The 23,781-nt window shown below is 72.3% G+C and carries 21 protein-coding genes and 1 pseudogene; 12 read left to right on the forward strand and 10 right to left on the reverse strand.

The window, feature by feature from the left end:
• Positions 1-94: 94 nt before the first annotated feature.
• Positions 95-307 carry a hypothetical protein gene (locus ABD224_RS02500; RefSeq protein ID WP_344046180.1) on the reverse strand — a complete coding sequence of 71 codons (213 nt, stop codon included), beginning with the start codon at positions 305-307 and terminating at the stop codon, positions 95-97.
• Between the two features lie 332 nt (positions 308-639).
• Between ABD224_RS02500 and ABD224_RS02505 the strand changes: the two genes are divergently transcribed.
• Together ABD224_RS02505 and ABD224_RS02510 are read left to right on the forward strand one after the other, a co-directional pair.
• Complete coding sequence (locus ABD224_RS02505) at positions 640-2,772, forward strand: penicillin acylase family protein (protein WP_344046182.1); 2,133 nt, start codon at positions 640-642, stop codon at positions 2,770-2,772.
• Positions 2,765-3,436, forward strand: a complete 672-nt coding sequence (locus tag ABD224_RS02510) for a GNAT family N-acetyltransferase (RefSeq protein WP_344046184.1) — start codon at positions 2,765-2,767, stop codon at positions 3,434-3,436. The genes ABD224_RS02505 and ABD224_RS02510 overlap by 8 nt, the downstream gene beginning before the upstream one ends.
• A gap of 288 nt (positions 3,437-3,724) precedes the next feature.
• On the opposite strand, the gene ABD224_RS02515 is transcribed toward ABD224_RS02510, so the two are convergent.
• The 4 genes from ABD224_RS02515 to ABD224_RS02530 form a co-directional block, all read right to left on the reverse strand.
• Positions 3,725-3,928, reverse strand: a complete 204-nt coding sequence (locus ABD224_RS02515) for a cold-shock protein (protein ID WP_344046186.1) — start codon at positions 3,926-3,928, stop codon at positions 3,725-3,727.
• Positions 3,929-4,437: 509 nt separating this feature from the next.
• The gene (locus ABD224_RS02520) at positions 4,438-4,911 is read right to left on the reverse strand and encodes an Asp23/Gls24 family envelope stress response protein (RefSeq protein ID WP_344046188.1); all 474 of its coding nucleotides are present in this window, start codon (positions 4,909-4,911) and stop codon (positions 4,438-4,440) included.
• A gap of 226 nt (positions 4,912-5,137) precedes the next feature.
• Positions 5,138-5,554, reverse strand: coding sequence for a DUF5994 family protein (locus ABD224_RS02525; protein ID WP_344046190.1), 417 nt, complete (start codon positions 5,552-5,554; stop codon positions 5,138-5,140).
• A gap of 187 nt (positions 5,555-5,741) precedes the next feature.
• Positions 5,742-7,511, reverse strand: coding sequence for a SpoIIE family protein phosphatase (locus ABD224_RS02530; RefSeq protein ID WP_344046192.1), 1,770 nt, complete (start codon positions 7,509-7,511; stop codon positions 5,742-5,744).
• 731 nt (positions 7,512-8,242) lie between these two features.
• Between ABD224_RS02530 and ABD224_RS02535 the strand changes: the two genes are divergently transcribed.
• From ABD224_RS02535 to ABD224_RS02545, 3 genes are all read left to right on the forward strand, one after another.
• On the forward strand, positions 8,243-9,823 hold the full coding sequence (locus tag ABD224_RS02535; RefSeq protein ID WP_344046196.1) for a PH domain-containing protein: 1,581 nt from the start codon (positions 8,243-8,245) through the stop codon (positions 9,821-9,823).
• 369 nt (positions 9,824-10,192) lie between these two features.
• On the forward strand, positions 10,193-10,837 hold the full coding sequence (locus ABD224_RS02540) for a restriction endonuclease (RefSeq protein WP_344046199.1): 645 nt from the start codon (positions 10,193-10,195) through the stop codon (positions 10,835-10,837).
• A gap of 279 nt (positions 10,838-11,116) precedes the next feature.
• Positions 11,117-12,184: a hypothetical protein gene (locus ABD224_RS02545; RefSeq protein WP_344046201.1), complete on the forward strand. Its 1,068-nt coding sequence runs from the start codon at positions 11,117-11,119 to the stop codon at positions 12,182-12,184.
• A 171-nt stretch (positions 12,185-12,355) separates the two neighbouring features.
• Here ABD224_RS02545 and ABD224_RS02550 read toward each other — a convergent pair whose 3' ends face one another.
• Complete coding sequence (locus tag ABD224_RS02550; protein WP_344046203.1) at positions 12,356-13,816, reverse strand: catalase; 1,461 nt, start codon at positions 13,814-13,816, stop codon at positions 12,356-12,358.
• A 281-nt stretch (positions 13,817-14,097) separates the two neighbouring features.
• Between ABD224_RS02550 and ABD224_RS02555 the strand changes: the two genes are divergently transcribed.
• Positions 14,098-14,517, forward strand: coding sequence for a Fur family transcriptional regulator (locus tag ABD224_RS02555; RefSeq protein ID WP_344046205.1), 420 nt, complete (start codon positions 14,098-14,100; stop codon positions 14,515-14,517).
• Between the two features lie 254 nt (positions 14,518-14,771).
• Entirely contained in the window at positions 14,772-17,159 is a 2,388-nt protein-coding gene (locus ABD224_RS02560) for an SCO7613 C-terminal domain-containing membrane protein (RefSeq protein WP_344046207.1), read from the forward strand.
• A gap of 244 nt (positions 17,160-17,403) precedes the next feature.
• Here ABD224_RS02560 and ABD224_RS02565 read toward each other — a convergent pair whose 3' ends face one another.
• Complete coding sequence (locus ABD224_RS02565; protein ID WP_344046209.1) at positions 17,404-18,063, reverse strand: TetR/AcrR family transcriptional regulator; 660 nt, start codon at positions 18,061-18,063, stop codon at positions 17,404-17,406.
• Positions 18,064-18,264: 201 nt separating this feature from the next.
• Between ABD224_RS02565 and ABD224_RS02570 the strand changes: the two are divergent.
• The 3 genes and pseudogenes from ABD224_RS02570 to ABD224_RS02580 all read left to right on the forward strand — a co-directional run.
• A pseudogene (locus tag ABD224_RS02570) lies at positions 18,265-18,462 on the forward strand (MFS transporter); the annotation flags it as partial.
• 97 nt (positions 18,463-18,559) lie between these two features.
• A complete protein-coding gene (locus ABD224_RS02575; RefSeq protein ID WP_344046211.1) occupies positions 18,560-19,477 on the forward strand; it encodes an aldo/keto reductase in 918 nt (305 codons plus the stop codon).
• Between the two features lie 126 nt (positions 19,478-19,603).
• Positions 19,604-20,209, forward strand: coding sequence for an NADPH-dependent FMN reductase (locus ABD224_RS02580; RefSeq protein ID WP_344046213.1), 606 nt, complete (start codon positions 19,604-19,606; stop codon positions 20,207-20,209).
• Positions 20,210-20,255: 46 nt separating this feature from the next.
• Here ABD224_RS02580 and ABD224_RS02585 read toward each other — a convergent pair whose 3' ends face one another.
• Positions 20,256-21,167: a hypothetical protein gene (locus ABD224_RS02585; protein WP_344046215.1), complete on the reverse strand. Its 912-nt coding sequence runs from the start codon at positions 21,165-21,167 to the stop codon at positions 20,256-20,258.
• 184 nt (positions 21,168-21,351) lie between these two features.
• Here ABD224_RS02585 and ABD224_RS02590 point away from each other — a divergent pair, with 184 nt between their 5' ends.
• Positions 21,352-21,840, forward strand: a complete 489-nt coding sequence (locus ABD224_RS02590; protein ID WP_344046217.1) for a TetR/AcrR family transcriptional regulator — start codon at positions 21,352-21,354, stop codon at positions 21,838-21,840.
• 1 nt (position 21,841) lies between these two features.
• Positions 21,842-22,207 carry a hypothetical protein gene (locus ABD224_RS02595; protein ID WP_344046220.1) on the forward strand — a complete coding sequence of 122 codons (366 nt, stop codon included), beginning with the start codon at positions 21,842-21,844 and terminating at the stop codon, positions 22,205-22,207.
• Between the two features lie 683 nt (positions 22,208-22,890).
• On the opposite strand, the gene ABD224_RS02600 is transcribed toward ABD224_RS02595, so the two are convergent.
• On the reverse strand, positions 22,891-23,313 hold the full coding sequence (locus tag ABD224_RS02600) for a PIN domain nuclease (protein WP_344046222.1): 423 nt from the start codon (positions 23,311-23,313) through the stop codon (positions 22,891-22,893).
• Positions 23,310-23,525, reverse strand: a complete 216-nt coding sequence (locus tag ABD224_RS02605) for a type II toxin-antitoxin system VapB family antitoxin (RefSeq protein WP_344046224.1) — start codon at positions 23,523-23,525, stop codon at positions 23,310-23,312. The genes ABD224_RS02600 and ABD224_RS02605 overlap by 4 nt, the downstream gene beginning before the upstream one ends.
• Positions 23,526-23,781: the final 256 nt, after the last annotated feature.

Below are 23,781 nucleotides of genomic sequence, written 5' to 3' on the forward strand. Positions count from 1 at the left end.
CGCCCTTCTCGGCGGCCCGGGACGGGCGAGGGCCTGTTGTTCGGCGGTGGGCCGGGTGGTGCTGCCCTCGTTCTCGCCGCCGGTGGCGCGCCGCTCAGCGCCAGTCGTCCCGCTGCCTTGTGTGTGTCCGCCGGTGGATTCCGCTGTCCCGGGCGGCGCGGAAGGCGGCCAGGGCCTGCTGCTCGGCGGGGGTGTCGAGGGCTTCGGCGCGCAGGGCGCGGCCCAGGGCGAGCCACAGCCGGCCGGCGCTCGAGGTGCCGTCGCGGGCGAGCACGCGGCTGTCGCCGTCGCTGTGTCGGTCGCCCATGTCCGTGTCCATCCCGGTGCGTTGGTCTCTCACTGAACTCAACGGATCCGAGGCCGTCCCCGCTCAGGTCGACTGCCCCAGCGCACGAGACGGCTTCTTCGTCACACCCGCCGGTGACCGGGGGTCGAGGCAGCCGCGTGCCTTCGTGTGTCTCCGCGTGTCTTTCCGGTGCGGCAGCCGGGGAACCGGTGCCGTTTCGGCCGCGAGAGCCGGCGGCATGGCCGAGGAGCGCACTCCCGACCCCCGCCCTCTGTCTCTCCTGCTCTCGCTGTCGCGTACGATGCACCACAATTACTTAGGCAAGCCTAACCTAAAGTCGGAAAGGGTGCGGGGTGGCGACCGAGATCTACCGCGATGCCTGGGGCATTCCCCATCTGCGTGCGGACAGTGCGGCGGAACTCGCTCGCGCCCAGGGCCGTGTCACCGCCCTGGACCGGGCCTGGCAGCTGGAGGTGGAGCGGCACCGCGCGCGGGGCACCTCGGCGTCCTTTCTCGGACCGCAGGCCCTGCCCTGGGACCGGTTCGTGCGGCGCGCCCGCCTGGACGACACCGCCCGTCGCTGCTTCGCCGCCCTGGAGCGGCGCGACCCGGAGACGGCGGACTGGGTCCGGGCGTACGTCGACGGCGTCAACGCGGGGCTGAGGACCGCCACGGCCCCGGAGTTCGCCCGCGTCGGTCTCACCCCCGGCCGCTGGGAGCCCTGGACGCCCCTGGGCATCTGGCTCTCCACCCACATCCTCTTCGCGGGCTTCCCCGCCAAGCTGTGGCGCGAGCTGGTGGTGACCCGGCTCGGCGCGGACGCGGTGGGCCTGTTCGCCACCGACGGGCCCGGCACCTCCGGCAGCAACGGCTGGCTGATCTCCGGCGAACGGACCGTCACCGGACAGCCGCTCATCGCGGGCGACCCGCACCGCTTCATCGAGGACCCGGGCGTCTACCAGCAGATCCACCTGGCATGCCCCGAGTTCGACGTCGTCGGTCTCGCCGTGCCCGGCGTCCCCGGCATCGCCCACTTCGGCCACACCGGCACGGTCGCCTGGGCCATCACCAACGCCATGGCCGACTACCAGGACCTCTACCGGGAGCGGCTGCGGCGCACCGGTGCCGGCGTCGAGGCGCTCGACCCGGACGGCGTGTGGCGGCGGGCCGCCCGGCACACCGAGACGATCGAGGTGGCCGGAGAGGAGCCGGCCGAGGTGGAGGTGCTCGAGACCGAGCGGGGTCCCGTCGTCATCGGTGGCCCCGAGGGGCTGGACGCCGGTGTGGACGAGCCCGGCGTGCCCCCGGTCGCGATCAGCCTGCGCCACCCGCCCCGGGTCACCGGTGACCTCGGCTTCGAGGCCCTGCTGCCCCTGCTGCGGGCCCGCCGGGTGGCCGACGTGGACAAGGCCGTGGACCGGTGGGCCGAGCCGGTCAACGTCGTGCAGGCCGCCGACACCGAGGGCGGGCTGCTGCACCGCGTGGCCGGCCGGGTGCCGGTGCGGGCCGAGGCCAACCGGATCCGTGTGGTGCCCGCCTGGGAGCCCGGCCACGACTGGCGGGGATGGCATGAGCCACCGCGCGCCGGACTGACCGACGGCGTCGCCGTCATGGCCAACCATCGCGGCCCGGCCGTGCCCCTGGGCGTCGAGTTCGCCCCGCCGCACCGCGCCGACCGCATCCGGGCCCTGCTCGACGGGCGCCGGCGGTGGTCCGCCGCCGACCTGTCCGCGCTCCACACCGACACCCACCTCGCCTCCGCCGCGCCCCTGCTGGAGCACCTCGCCGCCCTCGACGGTCTGAGCGACGGGGCCGCCGCCCTGCGGGAGCGGCTGCTGCGCTGGGACCGCCGCATGGACGCGGGCAGCACCGACGCGGCCCTCTTCGCGGCCGTGCGCTCGGCGGTCGTACGCCGTCTCGCGGCCCACCCCGCCCTCGCCGCGCTGGCCGCCCCGCCCGCGTATCCGGAGGTCTTCCTGCCCTGGCTGGCCCTGACCCCGCGCATCGGTCACGCCCTCGAACACCTTCTGACCGCCGAGGAGCTGTACGGGATCGACCGCCCGGCCGTCGTCCGCGAGGCGGTCGAGGAGGTGGCCGCCCGGCCGCCCGCCGGCACCTGGGGGGACGCCCACCGCCTCGCCCCCTGGCGGGCACTGCCTCCCGAGACGCCGTACGACGAACCCGGACTGGCCGGCGACCACGACTGCGTGCTGTGCACCTCCTCCGTCCCCGGCCTCACCGACCTCGCCGCGCGCGGCCCGGTCGCCCGGTACGTGTGGGACCTGGCCCGCCGTGAGGACAGCCGGTGGGTGGTCCCCTTCGGCGCGTCCGGGATCCCCGGCTCGCCCCACCACCGCGACCAGCTTCCCCTGTGGCTCGAGGGAGAGCTCGTCCCGGTCGTCACCGACTGGGGTCGGATGAAGAAGGAGAACGAAGAAACCGGTGAGACCGGTGAGACCGGTGAGAACGAGGAGACCGATGTCTGACGCGCACGACGACGGGCAGGCCCCGCAGCACCCCAGGCAGGCCCCGCGCCCCCCGTACGCCTCCCGTGAGGCCGTTCACGAGCAGCAGGTCGACGGCTTCGGCACCGTCCGGATCCTGCCGCTGGACGCACGGGCCGACGCCGGGGTGATCCACCGCTGGGTGAGCGAGGAACGGGCCGTGTTCTGGGGCATGACCGGCCTCACCGAGGAGCAGGTGACCGAGATCTACGCCCACATGGCCACCCTCGACACCCATCACGCCTTCCTCGTCGTGAAGGACGACGAACCGGTCGCCCTGTTCCAGACCTACGAGCCGTCCGCCGACCGCGTCAGTGAGTGCTACCCCGTCGAGCCCGGCGACATCGGCATGCATCTGCTCCTGGCGCCCGCCGCCCCGGGCGCGGCGCGGCCCGGCTGGACCTCCCGGCTGCTGACCGTCCTGCTGTCGTACGTCCTGCTGGGCCTGGACCGCGCCCGTGTGGTGGTCGACCCGGACGTGCGCAACGACAAGGCCATCGCCCGCTTCCGCCGTCAGGGCTTCACGCCCGGTCCTGTCGTCACCCTGCCCGAGGTGGACCTGCCGGACGTGTACCTGCCGGAGAAGAAGGCCCAGCTGTCCTTCCTCACCCGGGAAGCGGCGTTCCCCGCTGAGCGGTCCCGGTAGGCCTCGGCCGGGGGGGAGCACGGCCAGTCAGGGGACCGGCCGGATTCCGAACGGTTTTGTGCGCGGATGCACGGGTGGTGCGGGCGGTACGGCTGGTGCGGATGCGATTCCGTGGAATCCTCTCCGCCATGGGCGCGTATCAAGGAATTTCCTCAGCGGAATGAACGGCGCGGAGCATCAGGGAACGAGCCGTGAACGACCGGGCGGGAGCGTCCGGAAAAAAGAGTGAGCCGGGGTCCGCACCGTGAGGTGCGGACCCCGGCTGCACCGTATGCGTGAGCGCCGGTGTCAGGCGGGAGTGATGTTCTCGGCCATCGGGCCCTTCCGGCCCTGGGTGACCTCGAATGTCACCTTCTGGCCCTCATGGAGCTCACGGAAGCCCTGAGCGGCGATGTTCGAGTAGTGGGCGAAGACGTCGGCGCCGCCGCCGTCCTGCGCGATGAAGCCGAAGCCCTTTTCGGCGTTGAACCACTTCACAGTGCCGGTGACCATGTCATTTCCCCTTCGGAAACGGTCCTCGAAATCCGCCCTGCGCGGACCTCGTGTCGCCGTAATGATCTGCCCGTCGGGAAATGAACCTTCTGGCAACCACAACTGCAACTGTTTCGACAGTAGCACGGCGTGCTCGTCCCTGCGGGGAGATATCGTCCTGTTCTGCTTCCCGGAAGCCGGATATTCGCCGTGCTCCGCGCCGATTTTTCGCTTGGATCGGAGGGAAAAAAATTCATCGCTCCGGAAGTGGTGTCGCTCCCGGTGTCTCCCGCTGCGGCGCCGTGGCCTGCCCGGACGGGGCGAAGGCCGCGACGGAGCGGAACGGCCGCGGCCGGGACGGCCGGGACCAGGGCCGACAGAACCGCTGCAACCCGCTTCGGTGGGGCTGAGCCCCGCCGTGGCGTGGTGGGGCCGGGGCCGGCGGCCGGTCACCGCCGGAGCGCCGGGCCGCGGCAGCGCGCCGCGGTGGTGCGCCGCGGCAGCGCGCCGCGGTGGTGCGCCGCAGTGGGTCATTGCACGCGGGTGTCGTCCGGTTCTTCCTCGTCGGGGAGGTGGACGTCGTCGACGGTGATGTTCACCTCGACCACCTCCAGGCCGGTCATCCGCTCCACCGCATCGATCACGTTGACGCGTACCTCGCCGGCCACGTCGACGATGGAGACGCCGTAGTCGACGACGACGTCCAGGTCCACGGCGGCCTGGCGCTCGCCGACCTCCACCTTGACGCCCCGGGTGATGCCGCTGCCGGTGCCGGGAACCCGTTCCCGCATGGCGCCCAGGGCGCGGGCCATACCGGCGCCGAGGTTATGGATGCCGGGGACCTCACGGGCGGCCATACCCGCGATCTTGGCCACCACGCTGTCCGCGATGGTGGTCCTGCCCCGGGCCCGGGCCGGGACGGTGGGGCCGGTGCGTACCTTGGGGGGCACGGGGCCGGTGTCGGGCAGGCTGCCCAGGCCGGCGTTGGTGGTGTTCTCCGTCATGGCGCTCGCCTCGATCGGTCGGTCGGGCACGGGTGATGCCCGTCGGAAAGGCCGGAGAGAGGTGGGTGGCACCTCACTCGCGGGCTACGGGTACCCGCTGTGCACGGGCCGGGAACAGCACTCGAGCCATGAGCAGGGGCGGTGGACGAGAGCGAAGAGGCCGGTTTCCCGTCGGCGGAGGGGGAGCTGCCGGTTCCCGGCGGCGGGGGACTGCCGGACGGCCTGCTCAGCTCATGAGGAAGCTCTGCTCCGCCGGCAGTCCCGCGGCGGACATGAGCGATGCGGCGGCCTGCTCGGTCGCCTCCGGCGGCACCACCAGCAGATCCCGGCGGCCCTGGCCGGAAGCCATCAGGACGACGGTGTTCGGCGCGTGCGCCGAGGCGGTGCTGTGCAGCCGTACGACGTGGTTGCGGACGAGCAGGCGGCCCGGTGCCCCGGTCCACAGCGCGCTGTTCACCAGGACGCTGTCGATCTGGCCCCAGGACTCCGGCAGACCGGAGAGCAGCTGCGGGAGTTCCGTCAGGAGGTCGAAGGTGCGCGGCCACCAGGCCCCGTCGATGCGGCGGGGCACGGTGCTCTGGGGTGCGACATACAGACGGGGCAGGGGGCGGGTGGGCGGCGGGGGCCACAGTGCGCTGTTCATGAGGGTGTCCTGTGTTCATGAGGGTCCTGCCGCGTGGTACGGCGCGGCGGTCGTCGGCGCGGGCGCGGCATGTCCGGCGGCGGGACACGTACGGCTGCGCATGCCTTGCCGTGCCCGGGTACCCGGCCGCACCGGGGACGACCCCTTTCCGCCTCCTTTCCGGACCCCTTTCCGGCCCCGGTCCCGGTCATGGCACGGGCAGGCGCAGGGCGAGCAGGGCGATGTCGTCGGTGCTGCCAGGAGGCATCCGGGCCGACAACCGGTCGCACAGGGTGTCCAGTGGCTCGTGGGCGAGTGCGAGGGCGTGGCGGCGCAGCCGGCCGAGCCCGGTGTCCAGGTCGCCGCCGGGGATCTCGAACAGGCCGTCGGTGTAGAGCAGGAGCGTGGACCCCGGCGGCAGGGCGTGGGCGGCGCTCGGCCGCTGTTCCGTGCCGTCCGTGTGGGCTCCGAGGAGGAGCCCCTGGCCGGCTTCGAGGTACTGCGCGTTCCCGTCGGGGGTCAGCAGCAGGGGCGGCGGGTGTCCGGCGCTGGTCCAGTGCAGGGTCCACGGGCCGTTGTCGGGGCCTTCCAGCCGGGCGAGGACGAGGGTGGCCATCGGCACGGTCGTGATGGCGTGCAGGGCGTTGTCGAGACGGTCCACGACGGCACCCGTCGGACCGGTGTGGTCCCAGGCGAGGGAGCGCAGCACACCGTGCAGCTGCGCCATACCGGCCGCGGCGGTCAGATCGTGGCCCACGACGTCGCCGATGACCAGGGCGAGCGCGCCGTCCCTCAGCGTGAACGCGTCGTACCAGTCGCCACCGACCTGCGAGCCGGCCGGAGCGGGCTGGTACCGGGCGGCCAGCTGGACCCGGCCGTGCCGGGGCAACGGGGAGAGGAGGTTGCGCTGCATGGCCTCGGCGACGGCGCGCTGGCGGCCGAACCGGCGGGCGTTGTCGATGAGCGGACCGACCCGGCGGCCGATGTCGCTCACCATCTCCAGGTCGCCGGTGCCGAAGGGACGTGCCGGGTCGGTGCGCACCAGGGTCAGGGCACCGGTGACCTGCCGTCCGGCGCCCAGCGGCACCGTGAGGGCGGACGTCGCGCCGGTTGCCGCGAGGAAGGCGCTGTGGACGGCGGCCAGGGGGGAGTCGAGCGGTGCGCCCATGTCCGCCGGGCCCTGGAGGACGGGATCGCCTCCGTTCAGCACCCGGGCCAGGGGCGAGGGGGACGCGTTCCCGGCCGGGGGCAGATGACCGTGCCAGTCCTCCTGGTCGGCGACACGGCCCTCGGGGCCGGTCACCGCCACCCGGTGCACCTGATCGGGGCCGACCCGGAGGTCCACCGCGGCCCAGTCGGCCAGGCGGGGGACCAGAAGCCGGCCCAACCGGGCGAGGGCCTCGTCCACCTCCAGGGTCTGGCCGAGCACGCCGGTGATCGCCGCAACGAGGGTCAACCGTTCGGTGAGCCCCTCCAGCGCGTTCGTACGGGCGGCTCGCTCCGCCTGCTCCGTGCGTTTCGTCCGCTCCGTCCGTTCCGCGCGTTCCCGGCGGGTGTCGTGGCCCGTCGTGGTCTCGGCGAACAGTACGGCCATGCCCTGGAAGACATCGCCGTCCGTCAGAGGTGAAGCCGACCAGGAGACCGGGACCAGCCATCCGTCCCCCCGCAGGAACCTGTCGTCGTCCCCGCGCGCCGGACGCCCCTCGGCCAGTGCCCGCAGCAAGGGGCAGTGCTCTCGTGGGACCCGGGCGCCCGTGGGGTCCCGGTGGCACAGATCATGGATGTCCTTCCCGTGCACCACCGCTGCCGTACGGCCCAGCAGCCGCTCGGCGGCCGGGTTGACCGCGGTGATCCGCCCCGCCGGGTCCGTCACGGCCACGGCCGTGCCCAGCTGCTCGACGACCTGCTGCCACAGACCCGGTTCCGCCGCCGACAGCCGCCCTTCGTGCGCTTTGCAGGGCCTCACGTCTTCCACCACGCCGCCCTCCTCTCACGGATTTCGCGGATCTCGCGGATCTCGCGGATCTCGCGGATCTCGCGGATCTCGCGGGTCTCGCGGAGCTCACGGAACGCCCCGCCACCGGACCCGGGCCCCGGGGGCGTGGGGGCTCCCGTGCCCCGATGGCCCTGGGCGAGAACCCGGCCGCACGACGGTTGCCGTGAGGATGCGCCGGAGGATCGGCGCCTGCCGCTGCCCGGCCTGCCGGAAACGGCGGGTACGGACCACGTCGGCCACCGCGGCCCTCGCCGCGGACACGGACGTGTCCGGCGGGCCACGGAGCGGCGAGAGGTGGTCGTGGGCCGCGAAAGTGCTGTTCCGGGGCGCGGGGACTCGTATGCTCCGTTGCTCCGTCCGCCGGGAGTCCCGCCGGAGGAGGGGGCGGAAACGGCCACGGGACTCACCTGCCTGTCGGGGCCGGCAGACCGTCGGCCGCCGGTGGCAGTGAGAGAGGCGGCTGCCGGCGAGGGCATCGAGATCCCTCGCGGATTCCTCGCGCCCTCGGCCCCACGCTACTCGCCCCGGCCGTCCGCCCGCACCGACGGCGGTGGTCGTGACGGTGGTCGTACGCGCGGGGCGTGCGTCGCGACTTCCGCGACATTTCCCGCGGTGCTCGGCTTTCCTTGCGAGAAGTCGGCAGTGTACGGGGGTGAAAAACTGCCGTGCACCGCAGAAGCGGGCGCTGCCCGGCCGATGACACGCTTCCGTGCATGAGCAGCACGGAGGACGTGATCTGCCGTCTGCCGGGGAGGCGTGTCCCGTGGTTCTTCGCCGGACTCGGCGCGGTCGGGGCGGGTGTCGCCGTCACACGCCTGGCATACCTGGGCTCGCTCCTGGACCCATGGCTGGTCGTGGGCCTCGCCCTCGTGCCCGTGGGCGTCGTGTCGCTCCACTGGGCCACGGTGTACGTGCGGGGCGACGCGTACGGCCTGCACTGCCGGACGCTGCTGCGTCGCCGGAGTGTGCCGTGGAGCGACGTCGCCGATCTGCGCGTACACCGGTACGAGACCCGGCACGGCACACTCCGGCGCGTCAGTGTGCTGCTGCGCGACGGACGCAGGCGGCGGCTGCCCCTGCCGTACGGCGGCTCGCCCCCGGACGAGGACTTCGACGCGAAGCTGGACGCACTGCGCGCGCTGCTCCGCCGTCACGGAGCCCCGCAGTCGGGCCATCTCCCCGTCATCGCGAGCGGCACCGCCGGGTACGGGGGCTGGGTCCGGCCGCTGGTCTGGTGCGCGCTGCTGCTCGCGTTCGCGGGTGCGCTCGCGTGGAACGTACCGGGTGTCGCGGCGGACGAACGGGCGTGGAGGTCGGCCGCCCCATGCGCCGCCGGGACGTCCGCCGTGGAGCGAGGGGAAGGCAGCCGGGAGTCCGGGAAGGACTGTCTGAGCACCCTGCCGGCCGTGATCGAGCGGACCGACGTCAACACCCCCAAGCAGCGCAGCTGGCTGTACTTCACCGAGGGCAGGCCGCTGGAGCGGGTCGGTGTGCCGAGAGAGGCGGCCCTGGAGTTCCGGCCCGGCGACCGCGTCGAGGTGACCGTCTGGCGCGGTGAGGTGCGGGAGGTCGCCGGTGAACACCACGTGTGGCGCAGCTCCCCCGCCACGGCCGGGGCCCAGGCCGTGGGCGCGGCCGTGCTCGCCCTGCTCGCGGGGTATCCCGCCGCCCTGGTCCTGCTGCGTCTGCGCGGGCGCCGGCTGCCCGACGACGAGGTCCTCCCGTCGGCCCTTCCGTTCGTGGGCGTGCTCGTCGTCACGGCTCTGTGGCTGCTGCCGCTCTGCCACCTCCACCCCACGTCCCTGCTCACTTCCCCCGTGGCGATCACGTGGGGGGCCGTGGGTTCGTCGGTCACGCTGGGCCTGACCGTCCTGGCCTGGCGCGCCACTCGCATCCGTACGCCCGAAAACGCGGGGAGACCCGAAGACGCCGGGACGCCTGGAGAGGCCGGGACGAAGGAGAAGGAGGTGTTCCTGTCCGCCCGTTTCCTGGAGCACACCGACTACAACCCGCACGGTTTCGGCACCCACATCGTCCTCGGCGGCGGGGAGCCCGCGGTGGTCCCGCACTCCGGTCCGGGCCGGTTCGCGGCGAAGCGGATCCCGGTGGAGCGGCTCACCCTCACGAAGGTACGGCGTGTCCGGGGCGGCGACGACATCGTCCCGCGCGACTGGCACGTCGCCGAACTCGACGACGGGGGCGAGCCGGTGCGTCTCGCGGCCGCCCCGGACGACCTGACCCGCATCATCCGCGAGCTGGGTCTCGCCGCGACCGCCGAGTCCTCCCGGACATGACCGTCTCCCGCCGCGGCCTTCCGCCGCACCCCGAGGCGAGGCCACCACCGAACGCGACGGGATCACGGGTACGGCGCGTGGACACGAACGCCGGCCCCGTCCCTGGCCGTTGCCGGCGGCGAGACGCTGCGGCCGTTGACTCTCAAGACGGTTGTGCCGCTTGCGGGCACCGCGGGGACACCGCCCCGTCACGCCCCGCCAGGCGATCGCATCCGGACAGCATGGCCGGTTTGCGCTCTTCTCGCGCTGTCCTGAGCTGCTCAGACTGCCGTACACGGATCCGCGGGGGAAAGGGTTTCGGTGGTGGCCGGGCGTCAACGCGAACGGGGTGCGGCTGCGCGCGGACGCCGGGCGGCGCGGTGGAAAGCGGTGGGCGTCGGCGGGGGCCTGCTGCTTGTCCTGCTGGTGCTGTTCTGGCGGACCGTGTGGCCCTACGTCACGGGTGCGGTGCTCCTCGGCTGTGTGGGAACGGCCGGCTGGTGGCTGTGGCGCACGGACCGGCTCCTGCGGGGGCGGGACCGTCTCTGGCGGCAGGAGGAAGCGGTGAAGGCCGGTCACCGGACCCTCGCCGAGGTGGACACGATGACCGGCACCGAGTTCGAGGAACTGGTCGCACGGCTCTGCCGGCGCGACGGGTGCACACAGGTCCGGCGGGTGGGCGGTGCCCACGACAACGGCGCCGATGTCATCGGCCGTCTTCCGGACGGGCGGACCATGGTGATTCAGTGCAAGCGCTACGCGCCGAGCAGCACGATCGCGAGTCGCGAGGTGCGCGATCTGCTGGGCGCCAAGGTGCACTTCGGGGCCGACCTGGCGGTGTTCGTGACGACCACGCGGTTCAGCCGGCCCTCCGAGAGATTCGCGCTGCAGCACGGGATCCTGGCTGTGCACCGGGATCTCCTCGGCCTGTGGAACAACGGTGTCCCCCTGCTGTCCCTGAGCGAGGTGAACGGCCGCGGACAGGGCGACTTCCGCCACCGGGCGCGCTGGAAGCAGGCGTACGGGAAGAAGTGACCGGGCTCCGGCGGAAAGGCCGGTGAGCAGGAAGGCGGCAGTGCGCACAGTGCTCGGCGCGGTGAACGCGCCGTGTCCGGCGTGTCCGCGGCATCCGCTGGATTCGTCGTGTCCGCCGTGCGCACGGGCGGCGAGGGAGGGGGCCGCCACCGTGTGGCCGTGACACCGGCGAGCACCGCACCCGCCCCTGCCGGAACTCCCGAGCCCCCGGTGACGGGCGGGACCGGGGTGTGTGAAGGTGAATCCTGCTGAGCCGACCGTAGTGACCATGGGGGTGTGATGAGCCGGGTGCTCTACGGGGAACGGTCGTGGAACCCGCTGGCGCGGACCGTGGAACTGACCGAGGAGGGGCTGCGGAGGGGCGGCAGGACCACACCGTTGGACGAGCTGAACCTCGGTGCCATGGCCGAGGCGTTCCAGCGCGGGCGCTGGCTCGGGGGCGGCGGGACGGAACGCCCGCTGGAACACCTGGCGGAGGGAAGCGGGATCGTACCGGTGACCCGGATCACCGGTACCACCACACCGGTGCGGGTGCGGCGGGCCGCCGAGTTCGCCCGTGCGCTGGGAGAGCTGGCGGTGCGGCGGTGCGGCGGACCCGACCAGGTGGCCGCCCTGGCGGACCGGGCCCGGGCCGAGGGCGTACCGCTGTGGCTCGCACGCCGGTTCGCGCCGGGACCCGCCGGGCCGATCACCGTCGTCGTGGACCGGCGTCTGGTGCGCGTGGACGTCTGGGGGCCGCAGGCTCCCGTCGTACGGATCCGGGCACCGTACGGCTTCCATCCCGACACCCCCGGACCGTCCAAGGGGCTGCGGCTGACGGTCGACGGCTTCCCGGCGGAGCTCGAGCTGCACAGGAAGAGACTGCGCAGATCCAGGAGCTTTGTGGAGGTACGGCTTCCCGGGCAGCAGTGGGTGCTGCGACGGCAGGACGCGATGAGCTCAAGACTGCTGCACAACGACCGGCCCGTCGCTCTGCTGATGCGTCCTCCGTACCGGACGGAGGTCGCGCCGGGCACGGTGCTTCGGCCGCTGTCCCCCGTGCAGTACGAGAGCTCCGACCCGCTGGACGCCGTCATGGCGCAGGTCTTCGCCGTCGCCTTCGGGCTGGGGAACATGACGGGGTCGGCGCGGTTCCGGCCGCAGCCGCTGGGGCGCGGGGACGAGCCGGTCGCCGACGACGGGGCCTGGGAGCTCCCCTGGTTCAGCAACCTCGGTACGGGGAGAGAGGACAACGAACCCGGCGGTGACGACGGCTGGGGCTCGGACGGCGGCGACGGAGGAGACAGCGGGGGCGGCGGCGACGGCGGCGGTGGCGACGGAGGAGGCGGCGACGGCGGCGGCGATTAGCCGGTGGCCCGGACGGTGAGGACCTCTTCCGAGGGGCTCACCGGACTCTCGCCGGACTCTCCCCGGGCCTTCTCCGGCCCTCTGCCGAGGACTTCTCCCACGGGGACCTCATGCCGGGAGCCCGGCCCCGAAGAGGGCCGGGCTCCTCGAGCAGCCTGCGCCGGACGGGAGTTACTTCGTCCGGGCATCCTTGGTGGCCTGCTCGATGCGCTCGCCGATGGTGGCGTCGACGTTCTTCCAGTACTCGAAGGCACGGGACAGAACCGGCTCCTGCACCGAGGCGAGGGCACCGGCGACGGTCTTGACGAGACGGTCGCGCTGGGCGTCGTCGAAGACCTCGCGGACCAGCGTGCCGGGCTGCGAGAAGTCGTCGTCCTCGGCGTGCAGGCGGTAGGCGCTGCGCACCATCTCGCCGTCGGCCTCCCAGCCGTCCTCGACCGGGCCGGTCTCGTCGGCGAACGGGCGGCCGAAGGAGTTCGGGGCGTACACCGGGGCCTTGCCGGTGTGCTCGAACGTCATGTGGCCGTCGAAGGTGTAGGAGTTGACCTTCACCCTCGGGCGGTTGACCGGCAGCTGGAAGTAGTTGGTGCCGATACGGGCGCGCTGGGCGTCCGCGTAGGCGAAGACGCGGCCGAGCAGCATCTTGTCGGGGGAGACACCGGTGCCCGGGACGAGGTTCGACGGGGCGAAGGCCGCCTGCTCGATCTCGGCGAAGAAGTTCTCCGGGTTCCGGTTCAGGGTCATCCTGCCGACCTTGATCAGCGGGTAGTCCGAGTGCGGCCACACCTTGGTCAGGTCGAACGGGTTGAACCGGTAGTCCTTGGCGTCCTCGTACGGCATGACCTGGACGTAGAGGGTCCAGCTCGGGAACTCACCGCGCTCGATCGCCTCGAACAGGTCGCGGCGGTGGTACTCCGCGTCCGTGCCCGCGAGGCGCTCGGCCTCCTCGTTCGACATGCACTGGACGCCCTGGTCGGTCTTGAAGTGGTACTTGATCCAGAACTTCTCGCCCTCGGCGTTGATCCACATGTAGGTGTGGGAGCCGTAGCCGTTCATGTGGCGCCAGGTCCTGGGCAGACCGCGGTCGCCCATGAGGTAGGTCACCTGGTGGGCGGACTCGGGGTTCGACGTCCAGAAGTCCCACTGCATGGTGTTGTCGCGCAGACCGGTGTGCGGCATGCGCTTCTGGGACCGGATGAAGTGCGGGAACTTCATGGGGTCGCGCACGAAGAAGATCGGCGTGTTGTTGCCGACGATGTCGTAGTTGCCCTCGGAGGTGTAGAACTTCAGGGCGAAACCGCGGACGTCGCGCCAGGTGTCGGGCGAACCCTGCTCACCGGCCACGGTGGAGAACCGGGCGAGCATCTCGGTCCTGGCGCCCTTCTGGAAGAGGGCCGCCTTGGTGTAGCGGGAGACGTCCTCGGTGGTCTCGAGGACACCGAAGGCGCCGGAGCCCTTGGCGTGCGGATTGCGCTCCGGGACACGCTCGCGGTTGAAGTGCGCGAGGGTCTCGACCAGGTGGACGTCGTGCAGCAGCAGCGGGCCGTTGGTGCCGAGGCTGAGCGAGTTGCGGTTGCTGACAGCCGGTGCGCCGTTCTCCAGCGTCGCCGGGGTGTCGATGGAGTCAGTCAAGGCGGTCTCCTTCAAGACGTTCAGGGTCGAAACCCCAGGGGTGAGCCCCCGCGGCGGTGCCGCGGAGGCTCCGAAGGGCCGTGCGGCTGCGGCATGCAGCGCGTCGCCCGGCGCGGTGCCGGCGACGGCGGTGCGCAGTCGCATCGGACCGGATCCGATGGCGTGCGATGACGCATCTTCGTCTACCCCATCCTATACTAGACATTATCTAAGTCAGCTATGGATCCAAAGTAGTACCTCTTTCGGAGTGAGATCTCTCAACGGTTTGAGGACGGCCCGCCATGAGTGACCTGCTGGAACGTCTGCGGAGACGCGGTTGGAGGATGACCGCGCAACGGCGTGTCGTGGCCGAGGTCCTCGCCGGCGAGCACGTCCATCTGACCGCTGACGAGGTGCATGCGCGCGCCGCCGCGAGGCTTCCGGAGATCTCTCGGGCGACCGTTTACAACACTCTGGGTGAACTGGTGTCACTTGGTGAGGTGATCGAGGTCACCACGGTCAAGCGCGCCAAGGCGTACGACCCGAACGCGCACCGGCGGCACCACCACCTGGTCTGCGTCCGCTGCGGCGCGGTCCGGGACGTGTACCCGACGGGCGACCCGGTCGCCGATCTGCCCGCCTCCGAGCGCTTCGGCTTCACCGTCCACGAGGCCGAGATCACCTACCGGGGGCTCTGCCCCGACTGCTCGGCAGCAGGCTGACGCACGGACCCCGTCACCGACCTGTTCACCGGCGCCGTCACCGGCCCCGTCCGCCGGTTCCGTTCACCGGCGCCGTCCGCCGGTCCCGTTCACCGGGCGCCGGAATCCCGCACACCATTCCGCACACCGGAATCCGCACTTCAGGGGAATCCGCACCTCAGGGGCTTGCCGTACGCGGAACACGCGGAAACTGAGTACGGACCTGAGTACCCGCACTCATGTCCCGCGCCGTGGCGCGCACCACACTCCACGGCATGACCCCTCCCCTGCCACCGGCCGAGGAACTGCGGATCCTCGACATGGAGCTGCGGCACCTCGACGCCCGCCGTGTCCAGCTGCTGGCCCGCCGTGCCCAGCTGATCGCTCTCCTCCGGCAGCCCTCCCCGCCCGCCTTCCCGCCCGCTGGGCCGGTGCCGCGGCAGCCCGAGACCACCGCCCCCCGGGTGCAGAACGTGCTCCTCGTGCTCGGCGGTGTCCTGCTGACCGTTGCCGCGATCGCGTTCACCCTGGTCAGCTGGGGACACCTGGGGATCGCCGGGCGGTCCGTGGTGCTCGCCGCGGTGACCGCGGCGGTGCTCGGTGCTCCCGTGCCCCTGCTCAAGCGCGGACTGCGCTCGACGGCGGAGACCCTGGCGGGCCTCGGACTGGCGCTGACGGTGCTGGACGCGTACGCGCTGCACGAGGTCGCGCTGACGACCGTCGACGGCACGGGGTACGCGGCCGTCGCGACGGCCCTCCTGGCCGGAATGTGGTGGGGATACGGCAAGGGACTCGGAGAGCTCAAAGGACTCGAGGGACTCGGCTCCCCGCGCATCCCCTTCCTCGCCGCGCTGGGCGCCGCCCAACTCCCCCTGCTGCTGGGGGCGGTGGCGGTCGACGCGAGCTCGTACACGACCGTCGCCGCGCTGTTGCTGACGGCCGCGTTCGACACGGCCGTAGCGCTCCGGACGTCCGCGAGGTCCCTGCGCATCGCCGCCGCCGTCGGCATGTACGGCATGGGCGGCTGGGGCGTGGTGACGGCCGGCGTGCTCTCCTGGACGGCCACCGGCCCGGGCGCAGCCGTCCGTGCGGCGGCGCTCCTCGCCTGTGCGGCGGCGATCGCGCTGTACGCCGCGGGGCGCACCCCGCGGCGGGGCCTCGCCACCGGCGCCGCGGTGACCGGGGGACTGCTCCTGGTCGCGGCGCTCGGCGGCATCCCGCGCGCGTTGCTGCCCGGGGTGTGGACCGTGCCCGGCTATCTGGCCTGCGGCGTCGGACTGCTGGCGGCCGTCCGCGGCCCGCTCCCCGACCACGTGCGGCGCGGTGCCGTCCGGGCGTCGGCCGCCGTCCAGGTCCTGGCGGTGGCCTGGGCGCTGCCCCTGGCCGTCGTGGCGCTGCTGGGACCGGTCGCCTGGACGGGCCGGGTCTGGTCCGGGGCGCCGTCGGACCTGCGCGCCGCGGTGACGGTCTGGGCGCCCTGGCCGGCGGACGCGGCGGCCAGGACGCTGGTGCTCGTGGCCGCCGCGGCGGTGCTGGCCGGGGCGGCCCGCGCCACCACGGCCTGGCGCGACCGGGCCGTGGCCGGTGCCGTGGTCCTGGTCTGGGCGACCGCGCTCGTCCTCCCCGCCGTCCTGCGGCTCCCGTACGCGGCGGGGCTGTCCGTCCAGGGGCTGACGGCCGTGGCGGTGCTGGCCGTGGCGGGGTACGCGCGCCGGACGCCTACGTTCCTCGCCTCCGTCCTCCTCTCCCTGCTCACCGCGGCCGGCCTCGTCCTCCTCTCGCTGGCCTCCCGGGGTGCGACCCTGACCGTGCTCGCCGTGCTGACGGGGATCTTCGCGGGGGCCGCCGCACACCGGCGTCTGACCCCCGTCTGCGCGAGCGCGTCCCTGGCCGGCGCGGCGCTGCTGGCGTGTGCGGTGGGGGCCGCCGCGGACCGGTCGCCCGCGCACACGGCGCTGCTGGTCCTGGTCGTCCCGGCCGCCGCGGCCCTGCTCGCGGCACGGGTCCCGCGGGCCGCGGTTCCGGTCGAGGCCACGGGCGCCGTCGCGGGGCTGCTGGCCATCGGACTGGCCGTCACCGACGCGCCCGTGCTGGCCCTCGTCCTGGCCCTGTGCGGGGTGATCGCCGCGGGCACCGCCGTGCGCGCGGACCGGCGGTGGGCCGGGTACGTGGCCGCCGCGCTGTTCGTGTCGGCCACCTGGGTGCGGCTCGGGTCGTGGGGCGTGGGCACCCCGGAGGCGTACACCCTGCCGGTGACCGTTCCGGCGCTGGTCGTGGGCTTCGTCCGGCGCCGCCGTGCCCCCGAGACCTCGTCGTGGACGGCCTACGGCCCCGGGCTCTCAGCGACACTCGTGCCGAGCCTGACGGCGGCGTGGGCCGACGCGGACTGGCCGCGTCCCCTGCTGCTCGGCACGGCGGCCCTCGTCCTCACCCTGCTGGGTGCCCGTCACCGGCTCCAGGCCCCGCTCCTGCTCGGCGGGAGCGTGCTCGTGCTGGACGCGCTGCATGAACTCGCCCCCTACCTGGTGCAGTTGGCGGGCCTGTTCCCCCGCTGGCTGCCTCCCGCGCTCGCCGGGCTGCTGCTGCTCGCGCTGGGCGCGACGTACGAGCAGCGGATCCGGGACGCCCGGCGGATACGGGAGGCACTGGGGCGCATGCGCTGAGACCGCACGGCCTCGGTGTCCACACGGCCTCGGTGGCCCGGCCGGAGCGCACCGGGCCGCAGCCGGCCTCCCGCCCACCGCACGCACACGACGACACGCCCGACGGGCCTGCCCGGCACGACGCACTCGACGACCGGCACGACGCACTCGGTGAACCGGCGGCCCCGCGCGCCCTGGCGCGGGTGCCCGGCGACCGCACCGGCATCACCGGGCTTGTACGACCGCTGCGTCGGTGTCCGGCTGTTCAGCCGCGGGGCAGATAGCCGTGGAGGAAGGCGTGGACGCCGGCGGCCGCGATCTCGTGGATCTCGGCTTCGGACAGTGCGTCCACGCCTGCCCGGCCCCTGCCCCAGGTGTTGGTGACCAGCACCACGAAGTGCTGCGCCGCGAGTTCGGAGTCCTGGACGTGCAGCAGCCCGCGCTCGGCGAGCCGGGCCATGTGCGCGGCGAGTGTGCGCTGCACGCGCAGGGGGCCGGCCTTCTGCCAGGCGTCGTGGAGGTCGGCGGGGAAGTTCTCTCCCTCGGCGTTGATGCGGGCGACGATCGCGAAGTGGTCGGCGAACTCCGGAAGCGGCCGTACCCAGTCCTTGGCGAGGCCGACGAGGCGGGCCTCCAGGTCGGCGGCGCTCACCGTGTTGCCGAGATGACGCTCGATCATCGCCTCGTGGGCGGCGGCCACCTGCTCCGAGCTGTCGATCAGCACGGTGGTGAAGAGCTGTTCCTTGTTCTCGAAGTGGTTGTAGATGGTGCGGGTGGACACCTGGGCCTCGGCGGCGATCATTTCGATGCTCGCCCCCTGGTAGCCGACCCGGCCGAAGACCTTCCGGGAGGCTCGCAGGATGGCCTGCCGCTTCTCCGGGAACCCTTTGTGCGGCCGGTTCCGCCGGCTGTCCGCCCTGGCCATCGTGGCTCCTCCTCGTCGGGTGCAATGACCACTTTACTCATTGCAATGCACGTTGTACTTTACCCTCGTGGGCGCATCGCAGAGGCTCGACCAGGCAGGGGCGCCGTCAGGCGCCGGGGCCCCTCCGGGGTCCGGGGGCGCGTCAGGTCCGCGCTGTCCCTGGGGTCCGTGCTCCTCGGCCACCTGATCGTTCCGATGGCCATGTCCGGCACGGGCATCGCGCTTCCGCGTATCGCCGCCGACCCGGGCGGCAGCGGTGGTGCCCTGCAGTGGGTGGTCGCCGGCTGCTTCCTGGCCGCCTCCTGCCTGATGCTCGTCGCCGGCTCGCTCGGTGATCTCTTCGGGCGACGGCGGATCTTCGCCGTAGGGGCCGTGCTCTGTGCCCTCGGCACGGCGGCCGCCGCGTTCGCTCCGCATGTGCTGGTGCCGGACGCGGCCCGGACCCTGTCCGGGGCCGGCGGCCGTGAACAGATCGTGGAAGCAGGAGTGACAGAGAATGCGTACGCGTCTGCCGACGACGCCCATGGGCGGCACCGGTCTCGTGGTCCCCGTCCAGGGACTCGGCTGCATGCGGATGACCGAACCGGCCATGGCGACGGAGCCGTCCAGGGCCGCCGCCGTCATCAACCACGCGCTGGACCTCGGCGTCACGCTGATCGACACCTCCGACATGTACGGCCGGGGCCGCAACGAGGAACTCGTCGGCCGGGCCATCGGCCGCCGCCGTGACGAGGTCGTGCTGTGCACCCGGTTCGGTGTGGTCTTCGGCCCCGGCGACAGCTGGTGGGTGCGTGGTGACGCCCCCTTCGTACGGGCGTCCTGCGAGGCCAGCCTGAAACGCCTGGGCACCGATGTCATCGACCTCTACTACCTGGCCCGGCCCCCGGCGAACGTGCCGCTGGAGGAGACCGTCGGCGCCATGGCCGAGCTGGTCGCCGAGGGCAAGGTGCGCCACATCGGGCTCAGCGAGGTCAGCGGCGAGGAACTGCGCCGCGCCCACGCCGTGCACCCCGTCTCCGCCGTGCAGTCGGAGTGGTCGCTGGGCGCCCGCCGCGTCGAGAGGATGGTGCCGGTCTGCGCCGAACTCGGCGTCGGCGTGGTGCCCTTCTCGCCGAACGGACGCGGGCTGCTCTGCGCCGCGGACGACCGGTCGGCACAGTTCTCCCGGACGTTTCCGGGCCGGGAGGAACTGCCCGGGGTCCTGCGTGACATCGCCGGCGAGCACGGCGTACGGCCCGGTCAGATCGCGCTGGCCTGGGTGCATCACCGGGCCCGGGTGTGGGGCATCCCGGTCACCCCGATCCCCGGCACACAGCGGCTGCGCCACCTGGAGGAGAACGTCGCCGCGGCGAGCATCGTCCTCGGCGACGGCGAACTTGCGCGGCTCGACGCCGCGTCCCCGGCGGGCGTGTGAGCCGCAGCCGCACCGCTACGTCCCTCTCATCTCCCTTGCCTCTTTTTTCATCCCGTCTCCTCGTCGGTGGCCGACCGTCGGGAAACGCCCGTTGAGAAGAACTGAAGAACAAAGGAGCAACCAAACATGTCCACGGACCCCCTGAAGCTCGTCGTCATCCTGGGAAGCGTCCGCGAGGGCCGGTTCGGCGAGGTCGTGGCGCACTGGTTCGCCGGGCTGGCCAGGGAGCACAGCGCTTTCGACGTCGAGGTCGTCGATCTCGCCGAGACGGAGCTGCCGCTGCCCCTCCCCGCGACACCGCCCGCCATGGCGACCGAGGAGCTGCGCCCGGCCGGGATGCTCCCGCTCTCCGCGAAGCTGGCCGCCGCCGACGCGTTCGTCGTGGTGACCCCCGAGTACAACCACAGCTTCCCGGCCTCCCTGAAGGCGCTCATCGACTGGCACTTCACCGAGTGGCGGGCCAAGCCGGTCGGCTTCGTCTCCTACGGCGCCCAGAGCGGCGGCCTGCGCGCCGTCGAGCAGCTGCGCCAGATCTTCGCCGAGATGCACGCCGTCACCATCCGCGACGGTGTGGCCTTCCCGTTCTACTGGGAGGCGTTCGGCGAGGACGGCACGCCGCGTGACGCCGAGGGGACGAGCAGGGCCGTCAAGGTGATGCTCGACGAGCTCGCCTGGTGGGGCACCGCGCTCCACGAGGCCCGCGCCAAGTCCCCGTACAACCCTGGGGACTGACGCCTGGGCGGGGGCCGCCGCACGCCGGCGTCCGACCTCCGGCCGGTCAGTACAGCGGTGTCTGCGGCAGGTGATGTTCCGGCCAGAAAGGGTCGTGCGGAGGCTGGGGCGGGTTGGCCCGGGCTTCCGCAGCGGCCTTTGCGAGGCGGCTCGGCCATTCCGCCACCCACATCAGGGCGACCGTCCCGATGAGGGGCCAGAAGCCGTCGATGTGCAGCAGGCCGGTGAGCCACATGATGAACCAGAGCACCAGCGCGTTGACCGAGACGAGGATCAGCGACGCCACTCCGGGCACGGGCAGTGTCAGGGTCAGCGAGAACCGCAGATCGAACAGGGCGGCGACGACGGCGAGCGCCAGCCACTGCGGGCCCGTCGCCTCCACTGAGTCCAGCCATACCGCCGCGAGCGCCAGGCCCGCCCAGCACAAGAGGAAGCCGCTCAGCGAGAGCAGGGCCTCGGAGCGGCGGCCCTTGAACGGCACGGCGAGCACCCGCAGCAGCACCCTCTGCACGGCGAAGACGACAAGTCCGGTGGTGACGAGGACCTTGAGCCCACCGCTGAGTTCGACGTCCAGACCCAGCCCGGCACCGAGCTCCACCCCGGCCCACACCCCCAAGGGCCCCAACACCGTCAGGATGACGACCGGCAACGCCATGAACAGCCCGGCATAGACGAAATGCCTGCGCAGAGGCGCGAGGAACTCCCACTCGGAGGCGTCCCAGTCGGGCTCCTGCGCCATACGACGCCGATTCCGTGCCACGGCCCGCCCGAGCACCCACCCCACCGACAGGGGCACGACCATGGTGGCGGCGGTGAACAGGGCGGCGAGGAGGGCCACGGACTCCGCCCGCTCGCCCGCGGTGCCGTCGATCCGTAACGGGACCATGACCTCGGAGGCCGCCCACACCCCGACGGCCGCGCAGACCAGCTCCCCGACAACCCGCCCCGTTGTTTTCATAAAGGGAGGATTCCGCCCGGAGTGCCCCGGCGAAACCCCGCCGATACGGAGCCGCCGGTTCACCCGGCCGCGCTGTGCCGTGCTCCGTCCCCGCGGTCGAGTGGACGAGCGGAACCAGAGGCCGGCTCCGTATGAGAACGATCGTTCTTGACTGATCGTTCTCCAATCCCCTACAGTCATGGACATGGGACGACCACGTGCCTTCGACACCGACCAGGCCGTCAGCGCCGCGGCCACCCTCTTCGCCACTTACGGCTACGAGGGCACCTCGGTGGACGACCTGGTGACCGCCACAGGGGTTCACCGGGGGAGTCTCTACAAGGTCTTCGGCTCCAAACGGGGCCTGCACCTGACCGCGCTGCGACGGCACCTCGATCACGAGATCCACCCGACGACCTCCGCCATCGCGGCCCTCACCGCCCCCGAGCAGGCCCTGGCCGCGGCCATCGCCTCGTACGACGACGGCCCGGCCGCCGGGCTCCTCCTGCTCGCCGCCGCCGAGCGCGCCCCGCACGACCAGGAGGTCGCGGCACTGGTCGCCGAAGGCATCACCGCACTGGAGGACGCCCTGCGTCCGACCCATGGCGACGCCGCCCCGCAACTCGCCTCGACCGTCCTCGGCGCCCGCCTGCGCCTGCGGGCCCGGCCGGCCACCACACCCAAGGAGAAGTGACATGGCCCTGATCTCCGTTGACCGTGAACGCGGCCTGCTGACCGCCGAACTCCAGGGCCTCGACAAGCTCTGGGCCCTCAAGAGCCGTCTGGAGATTCCCCTCGCCCACGTCCGCGGTGCCACCCACGACCCCGGCATGGCCCGGGAACCGAAGGGCATCCGCACCGGCGGCACCTACGTCCCCGGCGTGATCACCGCCGGCCGCTTCCGCCGCGACGGCGAACGCTCCTTCTGGGACGTCAAGAACCCCGACAAGGCGGTCGTCATCGAACTCGCCGACGCCGGCGCCTACGACCGCCTCGTCCTCGAGGTCGACGACCCCCGAGCCACCGTCGCCCTCATCGAACAGGCCATCGCCCACAGGTGAAGCACGGGGGCCGTCCGCGTCCCCTGGGGCGCGGGCCCCGCCGATGCCCCACCGACGAGGCGCAACGGAAGTGCGGACACGTCCGGCACACCGGCGCCCGTCGGCCCCTTCCCTCAACGGCCTTCTCTCCCCGGCACCTTGGACATCCGCCGATCGCCGTCCTGCCAACTCGCCGATGTCTCGGGCCGGAAGGCGACCGGGAACCGCCAACGCACTGCACGGGAACGGCTTGTCCGTGCCCCTGGGAAAGGGAGCACAGTACGGGAGATCTACCACCCGAACTGGGCAACCGCAGCCGCGGACGAACACGTCGCCGATGCCGCCTGCCCCATGGGGACGCTCACTTGACAACAGCCGGCACGCCGCCGACGGCCAGGTCGGCGGTGTTTCCCGCGGGATACGGTTGTCCGGCGCCAGACCGGCCGTCAATTCACCTCTGCATCACGTGAGTTCAGCGTACGAATATCACGTGATCGCCCGCCTGTACGGGCACGCTGGGGGCTCGGCTTTGAAGAACGGCGGGCAGGAGACAGCAGATACGCAGAAGTGGGCCCGAGGTGCGCATCGGCTGGTTCGAAGTCGAGACTCAAAACCCCTTCGAGGCTGCGCAGGATGCCCGGCCAAGGGCACACCTGTCAGCCGGAATGGTCGTGCAGAAGCGATACAACCGCCATGTGCCCGGCTCACTTTCCGGCCTCCGGCCCGTACCACTGAAGTGCCTGGCCGGTGACGGCGGCGATGCATTCGAAGTCCCGGTCGCGGTGCAGGAGGGTCAGCCCCTGCAACTCGGCCGTGGCGGCGACCACGAGGTCGACGGCTCCGGCACTGCGGTGCTGTCCGTGCTGGGTGAGCATCTCCTGGACCTGCCAGGCGCGGTCGTAGGCACGGTCGTCGACCGGAACCCAGCCGAAGAGCAGGCGCAAGTCCTCGATGACCCGTGCACGGTCGGCGCTGGAACGCGCGCTGCAGAGGAACTCCAGCTCGGTGATGGGGCAGGTCGCGACCAGCCCGGCTGCCACCGCCTGGTCCCATCCGTACTGCTCGGCGTCGCCGCGCAACATGCGGGCGAGCGCGCTGGTGTCGATCAGGAACTGCGCGGCGTTCACCGACGGTAGTTCCTCTTGTCCTCGAGGAGATCGAGGTCGAAGGCACCCTCGGCTGCCGCCGCCCGCAGGCGGGTGAGGGCGAGAGACCGCCGCCGGTTCTCCAGCACCTCGCGCAGCGCGGTGTTCACCGTCTCTTTCTTGGTGCGGGTGCCGAGGGCCTTGGCCACCTCGGCGACCAGCTGGTCGTCGAGGTCGATCACGGTGCGAGTCATCGAGCACACCTCTGTTGTATATATAAGGTGCTATCAAGGATATACGCGCTTGTTGCACAGGGACGCCGGAGACGGGCGGGTTTCATCCTTCGGAGAGCGGGTGACGTGAATCGAACTCGCGCTCTCAGCTTGGAAAGCCAAGGTGTTCTGGGGGTTTGCTGCGGGTGTTGGCGTGCGACTCAAGAGTGCCGACGCCTGATGGGCAGGGTCGCTGGTCCCCGGTGTTTCCCGTGGTTCTCCCTACGATCCGGCGCAC

Source organism: Streptomyces thermoalcalitolerans (genome assembly GCF_039525155.1).
GTDB classification, from domain to species: domain Bacteria; phylum Actinomycetota; class Actinomycetes; order Streptomycetales; family Streptomycetaceae; genus Streptomyces; species Streptomyces thermovulgaris.

Bases quoted from the DNA above. Each gene is read 5' to 3' on its own strand.
- ABD224_RS02595 (WP_344046220.1), top strand. From the start codon at position 21,842: ATGGCCCTGATCTCCGTTGACCGTGAACGCGGCCTGCTGACCGCCGAA.
- ABD224_RS02510 (WP_344046184.1), top strand. From the start codon at position 2,765: ATGTCTGACGCGCACGACGACGGGCAGGCCCCGCAGCACCCCAGGCAG.
- ABD224_RS02590 (WP_344046217.1), top strand. From the start codon at position 21,352: ATGGGACGACCACGTGCCTTCGACACCGACCAGGCCGTCAGCGCCGCG.
- ABD224_RS02555 (WP_344046205.1), top strand. From the start codon at position 14,098: ATGAGTGACCTGCTGGAACGTCTGCGGAGACGCGGTTGGAGGATGACC.
- ABD224_RS02605 (WP_344046224.1), bottom strand. From the start codon at position 23,525: ATGACTCGCACCGTGATCGACCTCGACGACCAGCTGGTCGCCGAGGTG.
- ABD224_RS02565 (WP_344046209.1), bottom strand. From the start codon at position 18,063: ATGGCCAGGGCGGACAGCCGGCGGAACCGGCCGCACAAAGGGTTCCCG.
- ABD224_RS02515 (WP_344046186.1), bottom strand. From the start codon at position 3,928: ATGGTCACCGGCACTGTGAAGTGGTTCAACGCCGAAAAGGGCTTCGGC.
- ABD224_RS02545 (WP_344046201.1), top strand. From the start codon at position 11,117: ATGAGCCGGGTGCTCTACGGGGAACGGTCGTGGAACCCGCTGGCGCGG.
- ABD224_RS02500 (WP_344046180.1), bottom strand. From the start codon at position 307: ATGGGCGACCGACACAGCGACGGCGACAGCCGCGTGCTCGCCCGCGAC.
- ABD224_RS02575 (WP_344046211.1), top strand. From the start codon at position 18,560: ATGCGTACGCGTCTGCCGACGACGCCCATGGGCGGCACCGGTCTCGTG.
- ABD224_RS02520 (WP_344046188.1), bottom strand. From the start codon at position 4,911: ATGACGGAGAACACCACCAACGCCGGCCTGGGCAGCCTGCCCGACACC.
- ABD224_RS02560 (WP_344046207.1), top strand. From the start codon at position 14,772: ATGACCCCTCCCCTGCCACCGGCCGAGGAACTGCGGATCCTCGACATG.
- ABD224_RS02535 (WP_344046196.1), top strand. From the start codon at position 8,243: ATGAGCAGCACGGAGGACGTGATCTGCCGTCTGCCGGGGAGGCGTGTC.
- ABD224_RS02525 (WP_344046190.1), bottom strand. From the start codon at position 5,554: ATGAACAGCGCACTGTGGCCCCCGCCGCCCACCCGCCCCCTGCCCCGT.
- ABD224_RS02585 (WP_344046215.1), bottom strand. From the start codon at position 21,167: ATGAAAACAACGGGGCGGGTTGTCGGGGAGCTGGTCTGCGCGGCCGTC.
- ABD224_RS02580 (WP_344046213.1), top strand. From the start codon at position 19,604: ATGTCCACGGACCCCCTGAAGCTCGTCGTCATCCTGGGAAGCGTCCGC.